The 22,236-nt window shown below is 64.7% G+C and carries 23 protein-coding genes; 10 read left to right on the top strand and 13 right to left on the bottom strand.

Annotated elements, in window-relative coordinates; translation table 11 throughout:
* Positions 1-36: 36 nt before the first annotated feature.
* The gene (locus ACLE20_RS13120) at positions 37-1,266 is read right to left on the bottom strand and encodes a PLP-dependent aminotransferase family protein (RefSeq protein WP_410940740.1); all 1,230 of its coding nucleotides are present in this window, start codon (positions 1,264-1,266) and stop codon (positions 37-39) included.
* 316 nt (positions 1,267-1,582) lie between these two features.
* On the opposite strand from ACLE20_RS13120, the gene ACLE20_RS13115 reads away from it, so the two are divergent.
* Positions 1,583-2,299: a GNAT family N-acetyltransferase gene (locus tag ACLE20_RS13115; protein WP_410940739.1), complete on the top strand. Its 717-nt coding sequence runs from the start codon at positions 1,583-1,585 to the stop codon at positions 2,297-2,299.
* Between the two features lie 180 nt (positions 2,300-2,479).
* On the opposite strand, the gene ACLE20_RS13110 is transcribed toward ACLE20_RS13115, so the two are convergent.
* Positions 2,480-2,611, bottom strand: a complete 132-nt coding sequence (locus ACLE20_RS13110) for a hypothetical protein (protein ID WP_410940738.1) — start codon at positions 2,609-2,611, stop codon at positions 2,480-2,482.
* A 90-nt stretch (positions 2,612-2,701) separates the two neighbouring features.
* On the opposite strand from ACLE20_RS13110, the gene ACLE20_RS13105 reads away from it, so the two are divergent.
* On the top strand, positions 2,702-3,604 hold the full coding sequence (locus tag ACLE20_RS13105) for a LysR substrate-binding domain-containing protein (protein WP_410940737.1): 903 nt from the start codon (positions 2,702-2,704) through the stop codon (positions 3,602-3,604).
* A gap of 65 nt (positions 3,605-3,669) precedes the next feature.
* Here the strand turns inward: ACLE20_RS13105 and ilvC are convergent, their stop codons facing one another.
* The 3 genes from ilvC to ACLE20_RS13090 all read right to left on the bottom strand — a co-directional run bounded on the left by ilvC (position 3,670) and on the right by ACLE20_RS13090 (position 5,962).
* Positions 3,670-4,689, bottom strand: coding sequence for a ketol-acid reductoisomerase (ilvC, locus tag ACLE20_RS13100; protein WP_410940736.1), 1,020 nt, complete (start codon positions 4,687-4,689; stop codon positions 3,670-3,672).
* Positions 4,690-4,732: 43 nt separating this feature from the next.
* Positions 4,733-5,374 (bottom strand): TetR/AcrR family transcriptional regulator, encoded by a 642-nt coding sequence (locus tag ACLE20_RS13095; protein ID WP_410940735.1) that lies wholly within the window; start codon positions 5,372-5,374, stop codon positions 4,733-4,735.
* A 123-nt stretch (positions 5,375-5,497) separates the two neighbouring features.
* Positions 5,498-5,962 (bottom strand): Lrp/AsnC family transcriptional regulator, encoded by a 465-nt coding sequence (locus ACLE20_RS13090; RefSeq protein ID WP_410940734.1) that lies wholly within the window; start codon positions 5,960-5,962, stop codon positions 5,498-5,500.
* A gap of 168 nt (positions 5,963-6,130) precedes the next feature.
* On the opposite strand from ACLE20_RS13090, the gene ACLE20_RS13085 reads away from it, so the two are divergent.
* Positions 6,131-6,841, top strand: coding sequence for an aspartate/glutamate racemase family protein (locus tag ACLE20_RS13085; protein WP_410940733.1), 711 nt, complete (start codon positions 6,131-6,133; stop codon positions 6,839-6,841).
* Positions 6,842-6,854: 13 nt separating this feature from the next.
* Here ACLE20_RS13085 and ACLE20_RS13080 read toward each other — a convergent pair whose 3' ends face one another.
* Complete coding sequence (locus tag ACLE20_RS13080; protein ID WP_410940732.1) at positions 6,855-7,292, bottom strand: winged helix-turn-helix transcriptional regulator; 438 nt, start codon at positions 7,290-7,292, stop codon at positions 6,855-6,857.
* Positions 7,293-7,500: 208 nt separating this feature from the next.
* On the opposite strand from ACLE20_RS13080, the gene ACLE20_RS13075 reads away from it, so the two are divergent.
* Entirely contained in the window at positions 7,501-8,385 is an 885-nt protein-coding gene (locus ACLE20_RS13075; RefSeq protein ID WP_410940731.1) for an SDR family oxidoreductase, read from the top strand.
* Positions 8,386-8,437: 52 nt separating this feature from the next.
* On the opposite strand, the gene ACLE20_RS13070 is transcribed toward ACLE20_RS13075, so the two are convergent.
* Positions 8,438-9,190, bottom strand: coding sequence for a pyridoxine 5'-phosphate synthase (locus ACLE20_RS13070; protein WP_410940730.1), 753 nt, complete (start codon positions 9,188-9,190; stop codon positions 8,438-8,440).
* Positions 9,191-9,624: 434 nt separating this feature from the next.
* On the opposite strand from ACLE20_RS13070, the gene ACLE20_RS13065 reads away from it, so the two are divergent.
* Positions 9,625-10,878, top strand: coding sequence for a hypothetical protein (locus ACLE20_RS13065; RefSeq protein ID WP_410940729.1), 1,254 nt, complete (start codon positions 9,625-9,627; stop codon positions 10,876-10,878).
* Positions 10,879-10,918: 40 nt separating this feature from the next.
* On the opposite strand, the gene ACLE20_RS13060 is transcribed toward ACLE20_RS13065, so the two are convergent.
* Positions 10,919-12,046: an ATP-dependent RecD-like DNA helicase gene (locus ACLE20_RS13060; protein WP_410940728.1), complete on the bottom strand. Its 1,128-nt coding sequence runs from the start codon at positions 12,044-12,046 to the stop codon at positions 10,919-10,921.
* A 201-nt stretch (positions 12,047-12,247) separates the two neighbouring features.
* Here ACLE20_RS13060 and ACLE20_RS13055 point away from each other — a divergent pair, with 201 nt between their 5' ends.
* Complete coding sequence (locus tag ACLE20_RS13055; protein ID WP_410940727.1) at positions 12,248-13,399, top strand: AbrB family transcriptional regulator; 1,152 nt, start codon at positions 12,248-12,250, stop codon at positions 13,397-13,399.
* Between the two features lie 74 nt (positions 13,400-13,473).
* Entirely contained in the window at positions 13,474-14,319 is an 846-nt protein-coding gene (locus ACLE20_RS13050) for an aldo/keto reductase (RefSeq protein WP_410940726.1), read from the top strand.
* A 45-nt stretch (positions 14,320-14,364) separates the two neighbouring features.
* Here ACLE20_RS13050 and ilvN read toward each other — a convergent pair whose 3' ends face one another.
* From ilvN to ACLE20_RS13030, 4 genes are read right to left on the bottom strand one after another with little or no spacing between them, the layout of a single operon-like run.
* Entirely contained in the window at positions 14,365-14,937 is a 573-nt protein-coding gene (gene ilvN / locus ACLE20_RS13045) for an acetolactate synthase small subunit (RefSeq protein WP_410940725.1), read from the bottom strand.
* 16 nt (positions 14,938-14,953) lie between these two features.
* Positions 14,954-15,361 (bottom strand): type II toxin-antitoxin system VapC family toxin, encoded by a 408-nt coding sequence (locus ACLE20_RS13040; protein ID WP_410940724.1) that lies wholly within the window; start codon positions 15,359-15,361, stop codon positions 14,954-14,956.
* Complete coding sequence (locus tag ACLE20_RS13035) at positions 15,336-15,662, bottom strand: AbrB/MazE/SpoVT family DNA-binding domain-containing protein (protein WP_410940723.1); 327 nt, start codon at positions 15,660-15,662, stop codon at positions 15,336-15,338. Before ACLE20_RS13035 ends, ACLE20_RS13040 begins: the two co-directional genes overlap by 26 nt.
* Positions 15,663-15,718: 56 nt before the next feature.
* Complete coding sequence (locus tag ACLE20_RS13030) at positions 15,719-17,530, bottom strand: acetolactate synthase 3 large subunit (protein ID WP_410940835.1); 1,812 nt, start codon at positions 17,528-17,530, stop codon at positions 15,719-15,721.
* A gap of 406 nt (positions 17,531-17,936) precedes the next feature.
* Here ACLE20_RS13030 and ACLE20_RS13025 point away from each other — a divergent pair, with 406 nt between their 5' ends.
* Positions 17,937-19,895, top strand: coding sequence for an ATP-binding protein (locus tag ACLE20_RS13025; RefSeq protein ID WP_410940834.1), 1,959 nt, complete (start codon positions 17,937-17,939; stop codon positions 19,893-19,895).
* Here the strand turns inward: ACLE20_RS13025 and miaA are convergent.
* Positions 19,882-20,790, bottom strand: coding sequence for a tRNA (adenosine(37)-N6)-dimethylallyltransferase MiaA (gene miaA, locus ACLE20_RS13020; RefSeq protein ID WP_410940722.1), 909 nt, complete (start codon positions 20,788-20,790; stop codon positions 19,882-19,884). The two genes, ACLE20_RS13025 and miaA, sit on opposite strands and share 14 nt — an antisense overlap.
* Here miaA and serB point away from each other — a divergent pair.
* A complete protein-coding gene (gene serB / locus ACLE20_RS13015) occupies positions 20,789-21,676 on the top strand; it encodes a phosphoserine phosphatase SerB (RefSeq protein ID WP_410940721.1) in 888 nt (295 codons plus the stop codon). The two genes, miaA and serB, sit on opposite strands and share 2 nt — an antisense overlap.
* Positions 21,673-22,233, top strand: a complete 561-nt coding sequence (locus ACLE20_RS13010) for a GNAT family N-acetyltransferase (RefSeq protein ID WP_410940720.1) — start codon at positions 21,673-21,675, stop codon at positions 22,231-22,233. Before serB ends, ACLE20_RS13010 begins: the two co-directional genes overlap by 4 nt.
* The last annotated feature ends 3 nt before the right edge of the window (positions 22,234-22,236 follow it).

Below are 22,236 nucleotides of genomic sequence, written 5' to 3'. Positions count from 1 at the left end.
GTGTCGTTCAAGGGTCTCGATCGTCGTCGTGTCGCTTCAGGCGACCTTGGCGACCAGTTCGCCGGCGATCAGGCGGCCGAGGCGGGAAATGCCTTCCTCGATCATCTGCTCATTGGCGCAGGAGAAGCTGACGCGCAGCGTGTTGGCGCCCGAGCCATCGGCGAAGAAGGCCCGGCCGGGCACGAAGGCGACCTTGACCGAGGCGATTGACTTGGCGAGCAACGCCGCCCCATCCATGCCGGCCGGCAGGGTGATCCAGACGAACATGCCGCCTTCCGGTTCCGTCCAGGAGACGCCAGACGGCATGTGACGGCCGAGCGCTGCCAGCATGGCATCGCGGCGCTGGCTGTAGACCCCGCGCACTTTCTCGACCTGCCGATCGAAGCCGCGCTCGGCGACATGGCAGATCGCCATCTGATTGATGGTAGAGGAGTGAAGATCCGCGGCCTGCTTCATCAGAACAAGCTTGCGGATGACCGGTGCGGCGGCGACGACATAGCCGACGCGCAAGCCAGGTGCGAGCGTCTTTGAGAAGGAGCCGCTATAGATGGTGCGGGTCTCGTTGATGCCGCCCTTGCGGGCGATGTCGAGCGCCAGGATCGGCGCGACCGGCTCGCCATCGAAGCGGAGATATTGATAGGCGCCGTCCTCGATGACCGCGATGTCCAGCTCCTCGGCGAGATCGAGCAGCGCCTCGCGCCCTGCACGGTCGACGGTCTCGCCGGTCGGGTTGGAAAAATCGGCCGAGAGATAGGCGAATTTGACCGCGCCACCGGCATTGGCCGCGCTTTCGCGATAGGCCGCAGGCGTGCGATTGCCGCCGGGCGACAGCTGGTCATAGGTCGGCTCATAGGCGTTGAAGGCCTGGAGAGCGCCGAGATAGGTCGGCCAGGTGACGAGCGCCGTGTCGTTCGGCGAAAGGAACAGCTTGCCGAGATAATCAAGCGCCTGCTGCGAGCCGGAGGTGATCAGGATGTTCTCGGCCTCGCAGGGCACGCCGATCTTGGCCATTTCGCCGACCAGCCATTGGCGCAGCGGCAAATAGCCTTCGCTGACCGAATATTGCAGCGCCGCGGACACGGCCGGCCCGCCGAAGATATCGGCATAAGCCTGCTTGAACTCCTGGTCCGGAAACAGAGCGGGATCGGGAATACCACCGGCAAAGGAGATGATGTCCGGCTGATCGAGCAGCTTCAGGAGTTCGCGGATTTCAGAGGCGCGCATGCGCGACGAGCGCGTGGCGAAGATCGATTCCCAATCGAGCATGGAAGTTTCCTCGTACGATGCTTTTCTCTGACCTGACCATGAGCGGGCAAATAAGTCAATAATGCTGACCTAAATTTTCGCGTGGCGGACCCTCATAAGGACATCGGCCTTCGCTTGCGCTGGCTGACAAAGGAGAAACGGACTGCAGTCATATGACTGTTGCTTAAATGAGCAGAAGCTGCAAGTTTCGTGGAAGGAGAACGAGGGACGAAGGCCGATAGAGCCGGTCTCTCCGGCATCGGGGACACCGATCCGGGTCGCAGGGATCGGCCACCGCCATGCGTTGCACGCCGAGCCGCATTCGGGAGAAGAAGGAATGACGCTGCTTGATCGTCCAATTTGGGAAGCTCTCTCCGGTTTGCAGAGCGACTTTTCGGTGGGAACAGCGCGCGCACGTGCCTATCGTGCCGAGATCGGCCCACTCGCAGCGCTCGGTGACGACACGCCGGAGGCGCTGGCCGATCTTGGGCAACTCGTGATGGATCGTGGCGCCCTCATCCTCGGCAATGACCAGTCGGTCGCTGTCCCGGTCGGCTGCCGGGCCGACTGGACGGCCGAGCTGCTTCAGATGGTCGCGACCGACATCGAGGCCCTGCCGAGCACCTATGAGATCCTCGCTCTCAGCGATGAGGATGCGCCGGAGATGCTGGCCCTCGCCCATCTGACATCGCCCGGCCCCTTCGCAGCACAGACGCACCGCCTCGGCCAGTTCAACGGCATCCGGATCGACGGGCGCCTGGTCGCCATGGCCGGACAGCGCATGCACCTGCCGGGATATCGGGAAATCTCCGGCGTCTGCACCCATCCGGACGCGCGCGGGCTGGGCTTGGCGAAACTGCTCTGCGCGGCCGGCGCTGCGCAGAGCCTTGCAAACGGCGAACGCCCGTTCCTGCACGTGCTCGCAGACAATGAACCGGCCATCCGCGTCTATCGATCGCTCGGCTTTGCTGTGCGCCGGTCCTTTACTGTTTCGATTCTGGTTCCCGAGGCCAATACGGCGATGTCACCGAACGGCTTCACGCCTCCCCGGTGAACAGGCTGCAGACGATTAAACCACCGATGGCGCATAGGATCGCGAAGTCGAACCAGGCGAAATATTGCATGACTCCTACCATCACACACTCCTCCTTGACTGTGTTCAAGACAAAGAGAGAATGCGCCCCCATGGGAGGATTGGCAATAGAAACCTCCGTGGCGTGCAGTATAGGGCATTCTATTCCAAGTCTTGTTCGCAGTCGCGAATGTTTTTGCGATGCACACGATGGCAAGTTTGCTCCCGCGCTAGAGGCTGGAAGACGATAAGGGCGAGGACGTCGCGGAAGAGGGTGACGATCTGCTTGCGCATGGCGGGGCTCCTTGTCCCGCCAATTCTCCCCTGCTTGACGCTTCGCTTCAAACGAGCTTAGCGTCGGCTTCGGATAACAAGAGGTTATGCATGCGCCGCGCCCGCCTGCCGCTGTCTGCCCTGCGCTGCTTCGAGGCCGCCGCCCGGCACCTGAGCTTCACCCGCGCGGGGGAGGAGCTCCGCGTGAGCCAGGCCGCGATCAGCCGGCAGGTACGCACGCTGGAGACCCTGCTCGGCACGCCGCTTTTCGAGCGGCATCACCGCGCCGTCCGGCTGACCGAGGGCGGGGACCATCTGCTCGCCTGCACCAGCGCCGCCTTCGACAGCATGGCCGAGGCGCTGGGCCAGATCATGCGCGGCAAGGCGAGCGGCACGGTGCGGATCAGCGCCGAACCTGCGCTCGCCTCCGCCGTGCTCATCAAGCACATCGATGATTTTTCCGCGCGCCATCCGGACATCGATCTCGTGATCGAGAGCGAGGCGAAGCTGGCGGATCTGCGCAGCAGCGGCGGCACCGACCTCGCCTTGCGCTACAGCCTCGATCAGTCACGCTGGGAAGGCTGCGAGAGCCGGCTGCTCTACCCTGTCTTCCTGCGCGCGGTCGCGGCGCCCGGGTTTCTGGCCGCTCACGACAACCTCACCATACCCGGCGATCTCGCCGCGTTCCGGCTGCTGCACGAGTATAATCACAGCGAATGGGCGCTCTGGTTTGCGGAGGCCGGCGTCGCGCCACCCGCGCCGCGCGGATCCGTGCTCGGCGATGGCGGGCTTGTTCTGCAGGCGGCACTGCGCGGTCAGGGCGTGGCGCTTCTGGATGAGAAGGCCGTGGCAGAAGAGCTGAGCGATGGTCGCCTGGTCCTGCTGTCCGATCGGCGCCTGAGCGCCGGCGCCTATCATCTCGTCGCCCGCCGCTTCGAGGCGCTCTCTCCGGCGGCAGCAACCTTCGCAGCCTGGATCGAAGGCGTGCTCGGAGACGCGCCAAGCGAAACCTGATGGCAAAACGGCGCGCCGGGAGCCGGCGCGCCGCATCGTTATGGTTTATCGAAACCCGGCAGGGATCAGTTGCGGGCCTTGTCGACCAGCTGGTTCTTGGCGATCCAGGGCATCATGCCGCGCAGCTTGGCGCCGACTTCTTCGATCTGGTGGGCGTCGTTGACGCGGCGGATGCCCTTGAAGCGGGCAGCACCCGAGCGGTATTCCTGCATCCAGTCCGAGGTGAACTTGCCGGTCTGGATGTCCTTCAGGACACGCTTCATCTCCGCCTTGGTCTCTTCGGTGATGATGCGCGGACCGGTGACATATTCGCCCCACTCGGCCGTGTTGGAGATCGAGTAGTTCATGTTGGCGATGCCGCCTTCATAGATCAGGTCGACGATCAGCTTCACCTCGTGCAGGCACTCGAAATAGGCCATTTCCGGCGCATAGCCGCCCTCGACCAGGGTTTCGAAACCGGCGCGGATCAGCTCGACCAGACCGCCGCAGAGAACGACCTGCTCGCCGAAGAGGTCGGTTTCGCATTCTTCCTTGAAGTTGGTCTCGATGATGCCCGAACGGCCGCCGCCGACGCCGCAGGCGTAGGAGAGCGCCAGGTCCAGCGCATTGCCGGAGGCATCGTGATGAACGGCGACCAGGCAGGGAACGCCGCCGCCCTTCTGATATTCGCCGCGCACCGTGTGGCCCGGGCCCTTCGGCGCGATCATGACGACATCGACCGTCTTCTTCGGCTCGATCAGGCCGAAATGGACGTTGAGGCCATGGGCGAAGGCGATCGCCGCGCCATCGCGGATGTTGCCCTCGATCTCGGCCTTGTAGATGTCGGCCTGCAGCTCGTCCGGGGTGGCCATCATCATCAGGTCGGCCCAGGCGGCGGCCTCGGCGACGGTCATGACTTTGAAGCCGTCGGCTTCGGCCTTCTTGGCCGTGGCGGAGCCGGCCTTGAGGGCGATCGCGACATTGGTCGCGCCGGAATCCTTGAGGTTCAGCGCATGGGCGCGGCCCTGGCTGCCATAGCCGATGATGGCGACCTTCTTGGACTTGATGAGGTTGAGATCGGCATCACGATCATAATAGACGCGCATGTAAGATATCCTTCCCTTGGGTGTTGCTTGTGTTGTGCGGGCTTTAGCGGCCCGCCTTCTCCTCACGGCCGTAAAGCGCCAGGAAGGCGGCAACCGCCCTTCCCGCCCTTTCGCCGAAGTCTTTCTCGCCCGCCGCCGCGGCGCCAAGCAGCAGCCGCAGATGCAGGTCGGTGACGATCAGCCCATAGAGGGTCTCATAGGCCTCGTCGGCATTCTCATAGGCGATCAGCCCCGCCTCGCGCGCCCGGGCCAGGAGCGCGCCGGCGCGCCGGCGGATCTGTCGCCGGCCGCTTTCCTCCAGCGCCTGGCCCAGATGCGACCCTTCGCGGCTCGCCTGGCCGATCGCCAGCCTGTTCAAGGCCAGCGACACGTCGCTCGCCAAGACCTCGAGCAGATCACGGGCAAAGAGTGTCAGCCTGGCCGCGAAGGCTGCGCGGTCGAGCGGCGCGGTCTCGGCGATCTCGGTGCGCACCTTGCTCGCCTGGAAGCCAATCATCGCGGCCAGCAGGCCGTCGCGGTCGCCGAACCATTTGTAGAGGCTTTCCTTGGAGCAATTGGCGGCCCGCGCCACGCCCGCCGTGGTCAACGCCTTCTCGCCGCCGCTCACGAGCAGCCGCAACGCGCTGTCCAGAACGGCATTCTGGCGCGGCGAATAATCGGCTTGTGGCGACGACGATGACAACACGAAAAAGCGGCCCTGATGAGTACCGTACGGTACGGTTCTGCTTATGGCCGATCATTTCCCGGCGGTCAAGAGCGCATTCGCAGGAACGTACAGGGTCTGCGCCGGATCACAGTGCGGCGCCGTCTACCGCGCGTAGTCGACGGGAATGGCCTCGCCGGCCTTCATGACTTCCATGGAGATCGAGGCGGAGACGTCGAAGAGTTCGATCCGGCGGACCAGCGCCTTGTAGATGACGTCATAATGCTCGACGCGGGGCAGCACGATTTTCAGGATATAGTCATAGGTGCCGGTCAGCCGGTGGACCTCGACGATCTCGGGGACGTCGCGGATCGCGCGGCGAAACTCCTCCATCCACTCCTCGGCATGATGCGCGGTGCGGATCAGTGCGAAGACCGTGGTCGGCACGCCCATCACCTCGCGGTCAAGCACCGCGACGCGGCGGCGGATATAGCCGCTCTCCTCCAGCCGCATGATCCGCCGCGAGCAGGCGGAGACCGAGAGGTGAATGCGCTCCGCCAGCTCCCCCACCGCCATATCCGCATCCTGCTGCAGAAGCGCCAGCAGCTTGCGATCCCGATCATCCAGCATGAGCCGCGCGCCTCCATTCTCCTAGACGCCAGTGTTTTGCACAAAAGTGGCGCGGCGTGCAAATCTTATGCGCGGATCGGGCTCCCGCAGCGTATCAACGCCTGCCGATCGCGGAGACGTGGCGGCACAGTAGAGGTCCAGGAGATTCGGCGGACAGGAGACGCAAGCATGCAGAAGATCGGTCTGATCGGCGGAATGAGTTTCGAAAGCTCGGCGGTCTATTACCGCATGATCAACGAGAGCGTGCGTCGCCGCCTGGGTGGCCTGCATTCGGCGGAGGTGCTGCTGCACTCGGTCGATTTCCAGACGATCGTCGACCTGCAAAAAGCCGGTTGCTGGCCGGAAGCGGCCGAGCGCTTGTCCGAAGTGGCCCGGTCGCTCGAAGCCGCCGGCGCCGCCTGCGTGCTGATCTGCACCAACACCATGCATCTGGTGGCCGAAGCGGTGGAGACGGCGATCAAGGTGCCGCTGATCAACATCATCGACGAGACCGCCGCGGCCTTGAACGCGGCCGGCTGCAAGCGTCCCCTCCTCCTCGCCACCCGCTACACGATGGAGCACGGCTTCTACGCCGATCGGATGGCGACGCGCGGGATCGACGTGCTGATCCCGGAAGCGGAGGATAGGACCCGGGTGCACGACATCATTTTCACGGAACTCTGCGCCGGCACGATCGATCCCCTCTCGCGCACGGCGCTCGAGGAGATCATCGTCCGCGGCAAGGCGGCCGGTGCTGATTCCGTCATCCTCGGCTGCACGGAAATCTGCCTGATCCTCGACCCCGACCACCTCTCCCTGCCCGGCTTCGACTCGACGCGCATCCACGCCGACACCGCCGTCGACTTGGCGCTCGCCGATCACCTGCGCGAGGCGGCCTGAGCCGCCTTCGCCATCAGCCCAGGCCCGATGCGTCGGCGCTATCAAACCGCTCCCGCGCCCCACGGATCGCCGCATGGTTGGTCGCTGACCAGGCCACGAGGGGTTCAAGCACGGCGTTGAAGGACTGGCCGAGCGCCGTCAGCCGATAGTCGACGCTGGGCGGCTTGGTCGGATAGACCGTGCGCTCGAGATAGCCGTCCCGCTCGAGATCGCGCAGCGTCTGGGTCAGCATGCGTTGGGAAATATCGGGGATGGCGCGGCGAAGCGCCGAGAAGCGCATCGGCGTCTCGGCCAGCGCCTGTACGATCAGCGTGTTCCACTTGCCGGCAAGATTGCCGAGCACATCGCGCACCGGGCAGTTCTCCGCCGAGAAGCTGCAGCCGTTGATGACGATCATCCGCTCCGCTGCCGCAGGGCTGACGACGCCTTCCGTCTTGCTCCGGTTGCTCATGGGCGGTTCCCTCCAGGTAACTTGCGTACGAAAACATGCCGCCTTTACACAGGCACCAGAATGCAGAATGACATGCTGGTCTCATTTCGGAACCATAGCTCCGAATGCGGAAAACGGCAATCTCGCGCGTCAAGCGACGGTCGAAGCGTGGGTGGAACATGCCTCGATCGTCGCATCACACGCCCCTCGTTGAACGAAGGAAAAGGTCATGACCACCATTCTCGTCACCGGCGCCTCCGGCCAGTTCGGCCGCCTGGTGCTGGACGCGCTGCTGAACTCCGGCAAAGTTGCGGCCAGCGATCTCGTGGCCGCGAGCCGCAGCCCGGAAAAGCTGTCCGACGTCGCCGAAAAGGGCGTCGCGGTTCGCACCATCGATTTCGATAGGGATGAAACGCTGCCGCCCGCTTTCGCTGGGATCGACACCGCGCTGATCATCTCGACCGATGCGCTGGGCGAAGAGGGCAAGCGGCTGGCGCAACATCGGCGCGCGGTCGCGGCGGCGAAGGCGGCCGGCGTCACGCGTCTCGTCTATATCTCGCTGCCCAATGCGGAGAACTCCGCCGTCTCTTTCGCGCCAGATCATCTCGGCACCGAGGAGGCGATCAAGGAGTCCGGCCTCGCCTACACCATCCTGCGCAACAGCTGGTACATGGAGAACCTCTTCATGTCGCTGCCATCGGCGCTTGCCTCCGGCCACTGGTACAGCGCGGCCGGCGACGGACGCATCCCCTATGTCGCCCGTGCCGATCTCGCCGCGGCTGCCGCCGGTGCCCTGCTTTCGGACGAGCACGGCAACGAGATCGTCACGCTGACGGGTCCGGTCGCCTATACGGTCGGAGAGGTCGCGGCGCTGGTCTCGGACGCGACGGGTAAGCCCTTGACCGTGGTCCCTGTCACCGACGAGCAGCTGGCAGAGGGCATGGCGGCGCATGGCGTGCCCGGCCCCTTCATCCCGACGCTCGTTTCCTTCGACCGCGCCGCACGGCTGGGACAGTTCGACCTGGTGACCGACGACGTTTCGCGCCTTGCCGGCCGCACGCCGACCTCGCTGACGGCTTTCCTTGAGGCAAACAAGGGCGCGTTCGGCGCCTGACGCGCTCGCCACCGGCTGCGCAGCGATCACGCTGCGCAGCCGGTGAGACCATTCACACAGTCTGGCCGCAGGCGCGGCGGAAGCGGCGCACGGTCTCGGTCATGCCGTAGATCAGCGCATCGGCGGTCAGACCATGGCCGATCGAAACCTCGGCCAGAGCGGGAATGTGGCGCACCAGCCGGGGCAGATTGTCGACGGTGAGGTCGTGGCCGGCATTGACGCCAAGGCCGATTTCATCGGCGATGCGGGCGGTTTCCCCCAGCGCTGCGGCGATCTGCTCGGCCCGGTCCGGATCGTCGTAGCAGCCGCCATAGGGGCCAGTATAAAGCTCGATCCGCGCGGCGCCGGTGTCGCGTGCCAGCTCCAGCGCTTCCCGGTCCGGCACGCCGTCGGCAAAGAGCGAAACACGGAAGCCCTGTCCGGAGAGGCGGCCGACGACCTCCTTCAGGAGCCCGTGGCTGGCGCGAAAGTCCCAGCCATGATCGGAGGTCGCCTGCGCCGGATCGTCCGGCACCAGCGTCACCTGCTCTGGCTCGGTCGCCTTGACCAGTTCCAGGAACTCCGCGTTGGGATAGCCTTCCATATTGAATTCGGCCTCGGGGTGGAGGTCGTCGATCAGGTTGCGAAGCGGCGAAAGATCGGAAAAGCGAATATGGCGTTGATCGGGCCGCGGATGCACGGTCAAGCCGCCGGCACCCGCCTCCAGCGCCAGGCGCCCCAACTCGGTGACCGACGGCCAGGGAAGATCGCGGCGATTACGCAGCATGGCGATGGCGTTGAGATTGACGGAGAGCGTGGCGGGCATGCGGACACCTCGGGGAGCATGGAGATCACGGCCGTACAAAGGCCGACGACGCGGCCCGAGCCATACTGGAGAATCAACTGCCCCGAAACGACGGCTAAGAAAAAAAGTTTTCCGGAGCCTACGTAGCTTGGGTGGCGAGGGCCCCGCCCGCCGGAGCGCGCCTTATCAAAAGTTGCAGACGATCCGTCTGTCCGCGACTAACATTCAATCGTTCGATCTTTTTTGCGGTTATAATGATATGTTTGGATACTTGTCGCTGACAAATGATGAATTTTGCGCTTTAATGATATGAGTCGGAGGCGACCGGTCGGCGGACGCCGCGACAAAGCACATCTCGATCCGTTTTTTCCTTCCTCGCGCGAACCTGTTCGCAGCGCGACAGTTGGAGAAGCGGAGGCGAACCGGACCACAGGATTGGGATCGCAGGGAGAGAAATGAGCCACCAGGAACCATGCGCCAGCGATAAGCAGGCTGCGCTTGAGGCGGTATTGGCAAGCGATGTCTTCGCGCGCTCGGAGCGGCTGCGCGCCTTTTTGACCTATGTGGTGGAAAAGGAACTGGCGGGCGAAGCCCAGCAGCTCAAGGGCTACACGATCGCCATCGACGTCTTCGGCCGGTCCCAGAACTTCAACGCCGACAGCGACCCACTGGTGCGCGTCCATGCCGGCAAGTTGCGCAAGCTTCTCACTCACTATTACGAAACTGAAGGCGTCGACGATCCCTGGCAGATCGAGATCCCCAAGGGCGGCTATACGCCGATCTTCCGGCGCAAGGCTGCCATCACGACGGCGCTGCCCGAGGCGCAAACGATCGACGACCGGACGTCCGCTCTCCCTCCGCCATCGCCTGGAGCGATGGCAGCGAGCGAGGCGAGCCATCGTCTCCTCGAACAGCCCCTTCATTCGCCGGCGGCGACATCGTCCAAACCAGCGAATGGGCAGATGGGTGAAAACCCGCTCGCCCATCACGGCCCCACCTTCTCGCCAGCAACCAAACAGCGCCCCAAGCCTTCGCCCTTCGCGGCGCTCTCGATCCTGCCTTTGCTGATGCTGCTGCCGCTGTCCTCGACGGCGATGAGCGTGCATGTGCCGACCTCGGCAATGCTGCGTTCGAACGTCGCCGAGACGGTGGCAGGCGACCTTCCCCATCTGCGCTTCCGCCTCGATGGTGCGGTAAGCGAGCGGGCGCAACAGTTCTCCTCGCTGCTTGGTGCCGCCTTCGCGCAATATCGCACGATCAATTCCGCCAAGCTGCCGACGATCGAAGACAGCGCGCTGCCAAGCGGGAACGAGAAACTGAGCTTCGAGGTGTCAATTACGGACCAGCAGCAGCCGAGCGGGCTGCAGATCACCATCACGAGCACGGCGAATGACGACGTCGTTCTCTCGTCCTTCGTTCCAGACGAGGAAATGGCCGACGAGAACGACCTTCTCTACGAGACGCTCCAACTTGCCAGCAACAGCCTGACGGCCAACGGAGCGATCTTCCGCTATGCGGCCCGCAAGGGCATCGAATCGAACCTGATGCGCTGCATGCGGCTGACCGACGTCTTCCGCCTCTCTCCCGATCGCCAGAGCTTCCGCCAGATGCGCGACTGCCAGCAGGGCCTTATTCCCGGCCCGGACGGAAAGATCATTTTCGCGGTCAGTGCCGGCGCGCTTCCAAAGGCGGTGAGCGAGGTCAAGTAGACGGCGGGCCCGCTCGTATCGTGGAAGCGCGGCGCCTGGCTCAGCGCACGATCGTCAGCGTCTCCGCTGCGCGGGTAATGGCGGTGTAGAGCCAGCGCTCGCGCGTGTCGCGGAACGCCCAGCTCTCGTCGAACAGCACCACATTGTTCCACTGCGAGCCCTGCGCCTTGTGGACGGTCAGGGCATAGCCATAGTCGAACTCGTCATAGCGCTTGCGCGTCGACCAGGGTATCTCGCCCTCGACCTCCTCGAAGGCGGTCTTGAGCAGCTTGATCTTGGCAGCACCCCGATCCATGTCGTCGTCTTCCGGGCGGATCATCAGGTTGATCCCCGGTTTGACCGTTTCCTTGGACGAGGTCATGACCTGCCAGAGGGAGCCGTTCAGCAGCCCCTTGGCCGGATCGTTGCGCAGGCAGACCAGCTTGTCGCCGGACTGCGGATATTCGGTGGCGAAGCCCTTCAGCTCGCGCAGCCGCGTATTGTAGCGCCGCCGCGTCCGGTTGGTGCCGACCAGAACCTGATCGGCCTCCAGCACGAGGCTCTGGGTGACGGCGCTCTTTGGGATCACCTGGGCAGCGCCGTAGTCGCCATACATGATCTCGTTGCCCTCGCGCACCTGCATGGCGAGCTTGATGATCGGGTTGTCGCGCGCCTGACGGTGGATCTCGGTCAGGAGATAATCGGGCTCGTCATTGGTGAAGTAACCGCCGCCGGAGACGGGCGGCAGCTGACCGGGATCGCCGAGAACGAGGATCGGCGTGCCGAAGCTCATCAGGTCGCGGCCGAGCGCCTCGTCGACCATGGAACATTCGTCGACGATGATCAGCGCCGCCTTGGCGACGGGGCTTTGCCGGTTGATGGAGAACATCGGCGCGATCGAGGTCTTGCCGGTCTCCTCGTCGGAGACCTCCTCCTCGCCGCGCGGGCGATAGATCAGCGAATGGATGGTCTTGGCGTTCTTGGCACCCTTGGAGCGCAGCACTTGCGCCGCCTTGCCGGTAAAGGCCGCAAACAGCACCTCGCCATCGACATGTTCGGCAAAATGGCGGGCGAGCGTGGTCTTGCCCGTGCCGGCATAGCCGAACAGCCGGAAAAGCGGCGTAGACTTGTCCTTCAGCCATTGGCTGACGGCCTTCAGCGCTTCATCCTGCTGTGGTGCGAATTCCATGATCCCGACTGACAGGATTCGCCGCGAGGGCGCAAGCAAAACCGATACAGCCGCACTCCTCGCCGGGCCAAGCGCGCTCGGCCGGACGTGCCCCTGCAAGATCCGGCGCCTTGACTTCGCCGCCACCTTCCGCTTCTAAGGCCCCATCTCCCACCCCGCCTCTCGCCGTTCGAAGCGGCGTCGGATGCACCGGGATCCGCCATGTCGACCCTTACCCCCCTCGCCCCTTCCGGCCACCCCGTCCTTCGCCCGGGAGAGGACGAACACAGCGCGTCGGCGCCCGCTCAAGGGCTCGGCCGCCGGCCGCCGCTTCTGCAATGGGCCGCACTCCTTGCCCTCTCGATCCTCCTCGCAGGGCTGATGGAACTGGCTGGAATTCCCGCGGCGCTCCTGATGGGGCCGATGGTGGCCGGTGCCATCGTCGGACTGAATGGCGGCAGCATCCGCCTGCCGCGCCTCCTCGTCTTCTGCTCGCAAGCGCTGATCGGCACGCTGATTGCCGGGTCCATCAATGCCGGCATCGTCACCACATTCCTCGGCAACTGGCCGCTCTTCCTCGGCGTCGTCGTCTGCGTCATCACCATGAGCACGCTCAGCGGCTACCTGATCAGCCGGCTCAACATCCTGCCCGGCACTACCGCCATCTGGGGCTGTTCGGCCGGTGCGGCGACGACCATGATGGTGATGGCGGAGGCCTATGGCGCGGACGCCCGGCTCGTCGCCTTCATGCAATATCTGCGCGTGGTCTTCGTGGCCGGCGCCGCCGCGCTCGTCGCCCGCTTCTGGGTGGGGATCGACAGCGCCGCACCGGCGATCGTCTGGTTTCCGCCGATCGAGCCGCTTTCGCTCGCCCAGACGCTGCTGATCGCGCTCTTTGCCGGCCTGCTCGGCTGGCGGCTGCGCATCCCCGCCGGCGTCCTGCTGCTGCCCTTTCTCTTCGGCGGCCTGATGAGCATCTCCGGCCTCGTCACCATCCACCTGCCGGAATGGCTGCTCGCGATCAGCTATGCGCTGCTCGGCTGGAACATCGGCCTCGGCTTTACCCGCAGGATCCTGAGCCATGCGCGCCGCGTGCTGCTGCCGACGGTTGCCTCCATCCTGGTCCTCATGGCAATCTCCGGCGGTCTCGCCTATCTGCTGACGCGGACGGCGGGCATCGATCCGCTGACGGCCTATCTCGCCACCAGCCCTGGCGGCATGGATTCGATCGCCATCATCGCCGCCGACAGCGATGTCGACATCGCCTTCGTCATGGCGCTTCAGACAGCGCGATTGCTGCTGGTGACGGCCATCGGGCCGGCGCTCGCCCGCTTCGTCGCCACCCGCTCCGGCCGCACGCCACCCGTCACCTGAACCGGCGGTATCGTACGATCGCTGGTCTTTGCGGGATCGACGTCTATCTTCTCCGCCAACCGAGGAGAAACGCCATGACCGACCAGCCTTCGAAAGTCACCTTCCCGAATGGACGAACCGTGCCCGCGCTTGGCCAGGGCACTTGGCGGATGGGCGAGGCAGGCGCTGATCGCGCCGCCGAGATCCGAAGCCTGAATTTCGGCCTCGATCTCGGGCTCAGCCTGATTGATACGGCGGAAATGTATGCCAATGGCGGATCGGAAGAGGTGGTGGGAGAGGCGATCGCCACGCGCCGTGCCGAGGCCTTCCTTGTCAGCAAGGTGCTGCCCTCCAATGCCAGCCGCGACAAGACGATCCGCGCCTGCGAGAACAGCCTGCGCCGGCTCAAAGTGGATCAGATCGATCTCTACCTCCTGCACTGGCGCGGCAACCATCCGCTGGAGGACACGGTCGCGGCCTTCGAGCAGCTGAAGACCGATGGGAAGATCGCCGCCTGGGGCGTCTCCAATTTTGATCTCGAGGACATGGAGGAACTGGCGGACCTGCCGGCCGGTGGCAATGTCGCGACCGACCAGGTGCTCTACAATCTCTCCCGCCGCGGCATCGAGTACGACCTCCTGCCCTCTGCGGCGGAACGGTCGCTGCCGATCATGGCCTATTCGCCGCTCGACGAAGGCCGGCTGCTCTCGCACCCGACGCTGGCGACGATCGGCGACGAACTCGGGGCCACGCCGGCGCAGGTGGCGCTCGCCTTCGTGCTGAGCCGCCCCGGCGTCATCGCCATCCCGAAGACCGGCTCGCGCGATCGCGTCAAGGAGAACCACGCCGCGCTCAGCCTGACACTGACGCCCGCCCATCACGCAGCACTCGACGCGGCCTTCCCGCCGCCGACCACCAAGCGCCCGCTGGAGATGATTTGACGGGCCGGGTCGACCGGCCGGGACGTCCCAGCCGGTTAGCCCTCCTCACATGCCCTGCGCGCCGCGGTTCATGGCGGCAATGCCGGTGCGGCAGACTTCGATCAGCCCGAGCGGCTTCATGATCGCCACGAACTGGTCGATCTTCGACGACTTGCCGGTGATCTCGAAGATGAAATGCTCGACCGTGGCATCGACCACCTTGGCATGGAAGGCATCGGCGAGCCGAAGCATTTCGGCGCGATTGTCGCCGGTGCCCTTGACCTTGACCAGTGCCACCTCACGCTCGATCGGCCGCTCATGGCCAAGCGTGTTGGCGCGCACCGTGAGATCGACCACCCGATGAACCGGGACCAGCCGTTCGACCTGCGCCTTGATCTGCTCGAGCACATGCGGCGTGCCGCGCGTCACGACCGTGATACGCGAAAGATGCGCCTCGTGTTCGGTTTCCGAGACGGTCAGGCTCTCGATATTGTAGCCGCGGCCGGAGAACAGCCCAATGACGCGCGCCAAAACGCCGGGCTCGTTGTCGACCAGCACGGAGAGCGTATGCTTCTCGTCGGTCTCTGTCTCCTTGGCGATGAAATAGGCCGAGCCGGTCGGCTGAAGATGGGCGCTCACGGTAATTCCTCTCAGGTCAAACGGCCAGCTCGACGCTGGCTTCAGGCATCAGTGTCTTCGAGCGGCTCACGAGCTTGCGATCGAAGGTGGTGAAAGTCATGTTTGCGTCAGTCAGGCACAGATGCGCCGCATCGGCGAAATCCATACCTGCTTCATGAAGGTCGAGGACGCGGTTGAACGTATCCGCCCGCTCGATCTCGATCGACTCGACCAGGAGCAGCGAGCGAAACAAGCGGTTAATTTGCTCCCTGTCGGCCCTCACCAGTCTCCTCAGCGCCCATTCAGCTTCCACAAGAACCGTCCAGAGAATGAAGAACCGGGAGGTGGCCAGCAGCCGCTCGACGATCGCATTCTGCTCGTCGTGATCGACCACGAACAGGCGGAGAAGGATGTTGGTGTCAATCGACCGTGTCTTCATCGGCATCCTCGACCCACTGCCTCCTCACGCGATCCCATCGACGCTCCGCTTCCTGAAGCACAGCATCTTCGATCATCTCATCGGTGATCGGCGGCCCCACATAGCGAAGTCGCTGCGCAAGAAACTGCTCGAACGTTAGGCTTCCTCGCTGCGCTTGCTCGGATACAGAGGAGGCAAGCGGCGCGACGACGAGCCGCCCATCCTCCTGCGAAATCTCAACCTCGCGACCGGGCGTGAGCCCGAGAGACAAGCGAATATCTGCGGGGATCCGCAGTTCTCCTGTTTCCGACATCCTCGTTCTCGCCATGACCTCACCTCCAGCGGCAATAGGGCGCGACAGTCTACCGCGCCCATTACGCCCAATCAAACGAGCTGGCGGCCCTTGGCGTCGATGGCGGTGGCGACGGCTTCATCGGTGGCTTCGTCGGGCAGGAGCATTTCATTATGCGCCTTGCCGGACGGGATCATCGGGAAGCAGTTGGCAAGATTCGCGACGCGGCAGTCGAAGATGACCGGCGCCGGGCTGTCGATCATCCGGCGGATGGCATCGTCAAGCTCGCCCGGCTTTTCGCAACGAATGCCGACGCCGCCATAGGCCTCGGCCAGCTTGACGAAGTCCGGCATCGCCTCGGTATAGGAGTTCGACAGGCGGTTTCCATGCAGCAGCTGCTGCCACTGGCGGACCATGCCCATATATTGATTGTTCAGGATGAAGATCTTGACCGGCAGATTATACTGAACGGCGCAGGACATTTCCTGGATGCACATCTGGATCGACGCATCGCCGGCAATGTCGATGACGAGGCTGTCGGGATGAGCGACCTGAACGCCGATCGCCGCGGGGAAGCCATAGCCCATGGTGCCGAGGCCACCGGAGGTCATCCAGCGGTTGGGCTCCTCGAAGCCATAGAACTGCGCCGCCCACATCTGGTGCTGGCCGACCTCGGTGGTGATGTAGGTATCGCGGTCCTTGGTGAGCTCGTAGAGACGCTGCAGCGCATATTGCGGCATGATGACGTCGTTGCTCGGCGTATAGGCGAGCGAGTTGCGCGCTCGCCAGCGGGTGATCTCCTCCCACCAGGGCGCGAGCTTGGCCGCATCCGGCTTGTCGGCCGAGGTGCGCCACAGGCGGACGAGGTCATCGAGGACATTCCCGACATCGCCCAGGATCGGAATGTCGACGCGGACATTCTTGTTGATCGAGGAGGGGTCGATGTCGATATGGATCTTTTTCGAATTCGGCGAAAAGGCATTGAGCCGGCCGGTGATACGGTCGTCGAAGCGGGCGCCGACGCAGATCATGACGTCGCAATCATGCATCGCCATATTGGCTTCGTAGGTGCCGTGCATGCCGAGCATGCCGAGCCAGGCCGGGCCGGAAGCCGGGTAGGAGCCGAGCCCCATCAGCGTCGAAGTGATCGGGAAGCCGGTGATCGCGACGAGCTCGCGCAGCAGCCGCGAGGCCTCCGGTCCGGAATTGACGACGCCGCCACCCGTATAGAAGACCGGCCGCCGGGCCGATTTCATCAGCGCGACCGCCTCCTCGATGCGCTTGATATCGCCCTGGACCTTCGGCTGGTAGCTCTTCTGGACCCGGACGGCGGAGGGCGGCGTATAGGTACCGGTCGCGAATTGAACATCCTTCGGAATATCGACCAGGACCGGGCCGGGACGGCCGGACTGGGCGATGCGGAAGGCCTCGTGGATGGTGGCGGCCAGTTCGTTGACGTCCTTGACCAACCAGTTGTGCTTGGTGCAGGGCCGCGTGATGCCGACCGTATCGCATTCCTGGAAGGCGTCGGAGCCGATCAGCGTGCTCGGAACCTGGCCGGAAAGGCAGACGAGCGGGATCGAATCCATCAGCGCGTCCTGCAGCGGCGTCACGGCATTGGTGGCGCCGGGGCCGGAGGTGACGAGCATGACGCCGACCTTGCCGGTCGAGCGCGCGTAGCCTTCGGCCATATGGCCGGCGCCCTGCTCATGGCGGACCAGAATATGGTTGATCGCATCCTGCTGGTGGATCTCGTCATAGATCGGCAGGACGGCACCGCCGGGATAGCCGAAAATATCCGTGACGCCATTGTCCTTCAGCGCCTGGAGAACGATTTCCGCCCCCGTCATCGTCATGCCCAGTGCGGTCTTCGTCTCCTCGCCCGCCGCGGCCGTGGTCTGCATATCCATCCTGCTCATCCGCCCTGTTTGGCCTCTTGTCTCAAGCCCTGCCGGCTTTCAAGGCCCTGTGTCGTCCATGGTTTGAAGGCATAAAAAAAGGCCCCGTCAGGAGCCTTGGTCTGCGCATGGGTGGCTATCGCCGGATGGTTACACCATCCTGCCCATGCGCCGTCCCACCACAAGAATTGCAACGATCTTCGTCATAGCCGGCAGTGTTAACGCGATTGAAAGGCGCCGTCAACGCCTTTCGGCGCCGCTTCCCCCAGGGGTTGAGGTGAAGAGCAATCTTAAACCGCGGAAACATCTTGTTAAATCGCCTGCCCTATCATCGCGGCTCACAAAGGATGTCCTCGTGCGCAATACCGATCTCCAGACTTCCAGCCAGGCTGGCGAGCAAGACCGTCGCGATATGGCCGCACGTGGCAACCGATTTCTCGGCCGGGTGATCGCCTGCAGCGGTTCGCGCGCCACCATTGCCGCCACGGCCGAGAATGGCGAAACCACCATGTCCGAGCTCTGGTCGGTCGGCCGGCTCATCTCGATCAGTGTCGGATCGAACCGTGTCGTAGCCCTCGTCAACTCGATGCGCACCGACGACCAGGCCTGGGCCGAGAATGCGGATAACATCATCCATATCGAGGTCGAGCTGCTGGGCGAGGTCTATGTCAGCCCGGAGGGCGAGGAGCGCTTTTCCGCCGGCATCAGCCGCTTCCCCTATCTCGGCGCCATTGCTCATCGCATCCGCTCCGCCGACCTTGCGCGCGTCTACGACAGCGGCCGCATGGACAGCTGCGTGATCGGAACGCTGACACAGGACGAGACGATCGACGCGACCATTCATGTGCCCTCGATGCTGTCGAAGCACTTCGCCATCGTCGGCACCACCGGCGTCGGCAAGTCGACGGCGGTGGCCCTGCTGCTGCGCAAGGCGCTGGCCGCCGATCCGAAGCTGCGGGTCCTGATCCTCGACCCGCACAACGAGTTCGCCGCCGCCTTCCCGACGGAAGCCGTGGTGATCGATACCGACACGCTCGACCTGCCTTTCTGGCTGATGCGGCTCGACGAATTTGCCGAAGTCGTGTTCCGCGGCCGGCCGCCGGTGGCGGAAGAGCTCGATATCCTGCGCGATGTCATTCCCGAAGCAAAACGCGCCTTCAAGGGTGGCGGCGAAAACGCGCTGATGCGACGCCCGACTGAGAAGAGCTCGATCACCGCCGATACACCGGTCCCCTACCGCATCGCCGACGTGCTGGCGCTGATCGACGAGCGGATCGGGCGTCTGGAAGGCCGAACGGAAAAGCCGAGCTTGCGCTCGCTGAAAGTGCGCATCACCGCAGCGATCAACGACCCGCGCTACGGCTTCATGTTCTCCTCCAACACGATCACCGATACCATCCTCGACACGATCGGCCGGATCTTCCGGGTGCCCGGCGACGGGAGGCCGCTGACCACCTTCCAGCTTGGCGGCATCCCGTCCGAGGTCGTGAACTCCGTCGCCTCCGTTCTGTGCCGCATGGCGTTCGAGATCGGGCTGTGGAGCAATGGCGGCGTCCACATGCTGGTCGTCTGCGAGGAAGCGCACCGCTACGTGCCGGCCGATCCGTCCCTCGGCTTTGTGCCCACCCGCCAAGCGATCGCGCGCATCGCCAAGGAAGGCCGGAAATACGGCGTTTCGCTGGGCATCATCACCCAGCGGCCGGGCGAACTCGACCCGACCATCCTCTCGCAGTGCTCGACCGTCTTCGCCATGCGCCTCTCCAACGAGCACGACCAGGAAATCATCCGCTCGGCGATCCCCAACTCCTCGATCTCGACCACGAGCTTCATATCCTCGATCGGTAATGGCGAGGCGATCGCCTTCGGCGAGGCGGTGGCCGTGCCGATGCGCATGCGCTTCAACCGCGTCAAGGAGAACGAGCTGCCGAAGGCGAGCGGCTTCTCGATGAAGCTTTCCGACGATACGCCCGCGACCGTCGATCTGCGCACCATCGTCGCGCGGATGCGTTCGATCTCCACCCCGGAGATCTCCGCCTTCCAGCCGGAGCCGCCGCCCGCACCTTCCGGCCCGCCGACGATCGCCGAACCCTCCCGGAGCGCACCGACGCCGCCTCTGATGGCACCCTCCCGGCCGGAGATCTTCCGTCATGATCTGCTGCCGCAGGGCGATCCGCCGTCCCACCCGCAGCAAGGTCGGTTCAATCAGATCCGCAGCCAGCTGTTGAACGAAGACATGCCGACGCGCACCGTGGAAGATCGCCCGCTGCATCGTCCTGCTCCGTCCGTCGAGACAGACCCGCCGCCCATTCGCCCCGGCTCGCTGCGCGAGAGCCTGCTCAAGAAGCCGCTCGGCAGCATCATCCGGAAGTAGCGGGATCAATCCGCTGCCAGTCGGGACCGAGCTGGTTGCGGAACCAGGTCATCTGGCGCTTGGCATATTGGCGCGTCGCGGCAGAGGCGGTGTCGATGACTTCGTCGCGGCCAAGTTCTCCGGCCAGCATCGCCGCGATCTGCGGCACCCCGATCGCCTTCATGGCCGGCAGCGCCGGCGACAGCCGTTGCGCAAGCAGCGCCTCCACCTCTTCCACCGCCCCTTCCTCCAGCATGGTCGCGAAGCGGCGGTCGATGCGGCGGCGCAGGATCTCGCGCTCGGGCTGCACGACCAGCTTCAGGGCGCGTTTCGGATCGACGAGCACCGGCCCGCTCTCCGCCTGATAGGCAAGGATCGAGCGGCCGCTGGCGCGATAGACTTCGAGCGCGCGCAGGATGCGCTGCCCATCTTCCGGGCGCAGCCGCGCAGCCGCGGCCGGATCCTCCTCGGCGAGGCGTGCGTGCAGGGCCTGAGGTCCCTCGACCGCCAGCGCCGCCCGAAGCGTCTCGCGCAGCCCATCCGGTACCGGTGGCATGGCGGAGAGGCCGCCCGTCAGCGCCTTGAAATAGAGCCCCGTGCCACCGATGATGATCGGCAATTGCCCGCGCGCCCGCACTTCATCGAGAACCGCGGACATCGCACGGGTCCAGGCGCCGGTGGAATAGGTCTCGCTGGCCGGCACATGGCCGTAGAGCCGGTGCTCGATCCCGCTCATCTCCGCATCCGAGGGACGCGCGGTGAGGATGCGCAGCGTGTCGTAGACCTGCATGCTGTCGGCATTGATGACGACGCCACCATGCCGGGCCGCGAGATCGAGCGAGAGCGCCGACTTGCCGCTGGCGGTCGGCCCGGTTATCAGGATCGCGTCTTGTCCGCTTTGAAGGTCTATTGCCATGGCTCTCGTTGCCACGCTTGTCGCCGCTCCGTCAAACCCGGCGCTGAGCCCCGTGCTCGGCGCGCGCGCGGCCGAGGCTGTGAAGGCCGCCGGCCTCTATTGGCTCGCCGATGGCATCGCCTGCGACATCGCGCTGCGCGACGGCACGGATGCCAGCCGGGCTGAAGCGGCCCTGAGGGCCGCCGTTGAAGGCCAGCCGATCGACGTGGCGGTTCAGGAGGCCGAAACCCGGCGCAAGCGCCTGCTGATCGCCGACATGGATTCGACCATGATCGGCCAGGAATGTATCGACGAACTGGCGGCCGAAGTCGGCCTCAAGGATCAGGTGGCGGCCATCACCGCCCGCGCCATGAACGGCGAGATCGAGTTCGAGCCGGCCCTGATCGAGCGGGTCGCGCTGCTCAAAGGTCTGCCGGCCTCAGTTGTCGACGAGGTGATCGAGCGGCGCATCACGCTCACCCCAGGCGGCCTGCCGCTGATCGCCACGATGAAGGCCAAGGGCGCCCATACCGCGCTCGTCTCCGGCGGCTTCACCGTCTTTACCGGCCCGATCGCGGCTCGGCTGGGCTTTCACGAGAACCGCGCCAACCGGTTGCTTGAGGCTGACGGCCTTCTGACCGGCGAGGTCGCCCGTCCGATCCTCGGCAAGCAAGCCAAGGTGGATGCGCTCAAGGAGATCGCCGAGCGGCTTGGCATCGCGCCCGAAGATGCCATGGCCGTCGGCGACGGCGCCAATGATCTCGGCATGATCCAGCTTGCCGGCTCCGGCGTGGCGCTGCACGCCAAGCCGACCGTTGCCGCTCAGGCGAAGATCCGCATCGACCATGGCGACCTGACGGCCCTTCTCTACCTGCAGGGCTATCGCAAGACGGATTTCGTCGAATGATCGAGACCGAGCGGCTGCGCCTGCGCGCCTGGCTTGACGGCGACCGCGCCCTCTTCCACGACATCAACAGCGACCCGGAGGTCATGGCCTTCTTCGCCGTGCGCCGCAGCCGAGAGGAGGCGGACGCCATGATGGACCGGCTCAACGAGACCATCGCCCGCACCGGCCGCGGCTGGTTTGCAGTGGCGGAGAAGGAGAGCGATGTGGCCCTTGGCATGTGCGGTCTGGCCGATGCCAATCTCACGCCGCTCTTCCCCGCCGACATGGTCGAGATTGGCTGGCGGCTCGCGCGACCCTTCTGGGGCAAAGGTTATGTGACGGAAACGGCACTGGCGCTGCTGCGCCTCGGTTTCGAGGATTTCGGCCTGCCGGAGATCGTCTCCTTCGCCGTGCCGGAGAATGACCGTTCGCTCGCCGTCATGCAGCGTCTCGGCTTTCGCCCGGACCCGACGCGGGATTTCGATCACCCACGCGTGCCGGACACGCATCCGGCGCTCAAGCGCCATGTTTTCCACGCCATGACCGCCCGGCACTGGGCCGAGCGGCAGAGCGGCTGAGAC

The sequence above is a fragment of the Rhizobium sp. YIM 134829 genome, assembly GCF_046546455.1.
The sequence above is the reverse complement of the archived record's forward strand: the minus strand, read 5'-3'. Positions and strand labels throughout refer to the sequence as shown.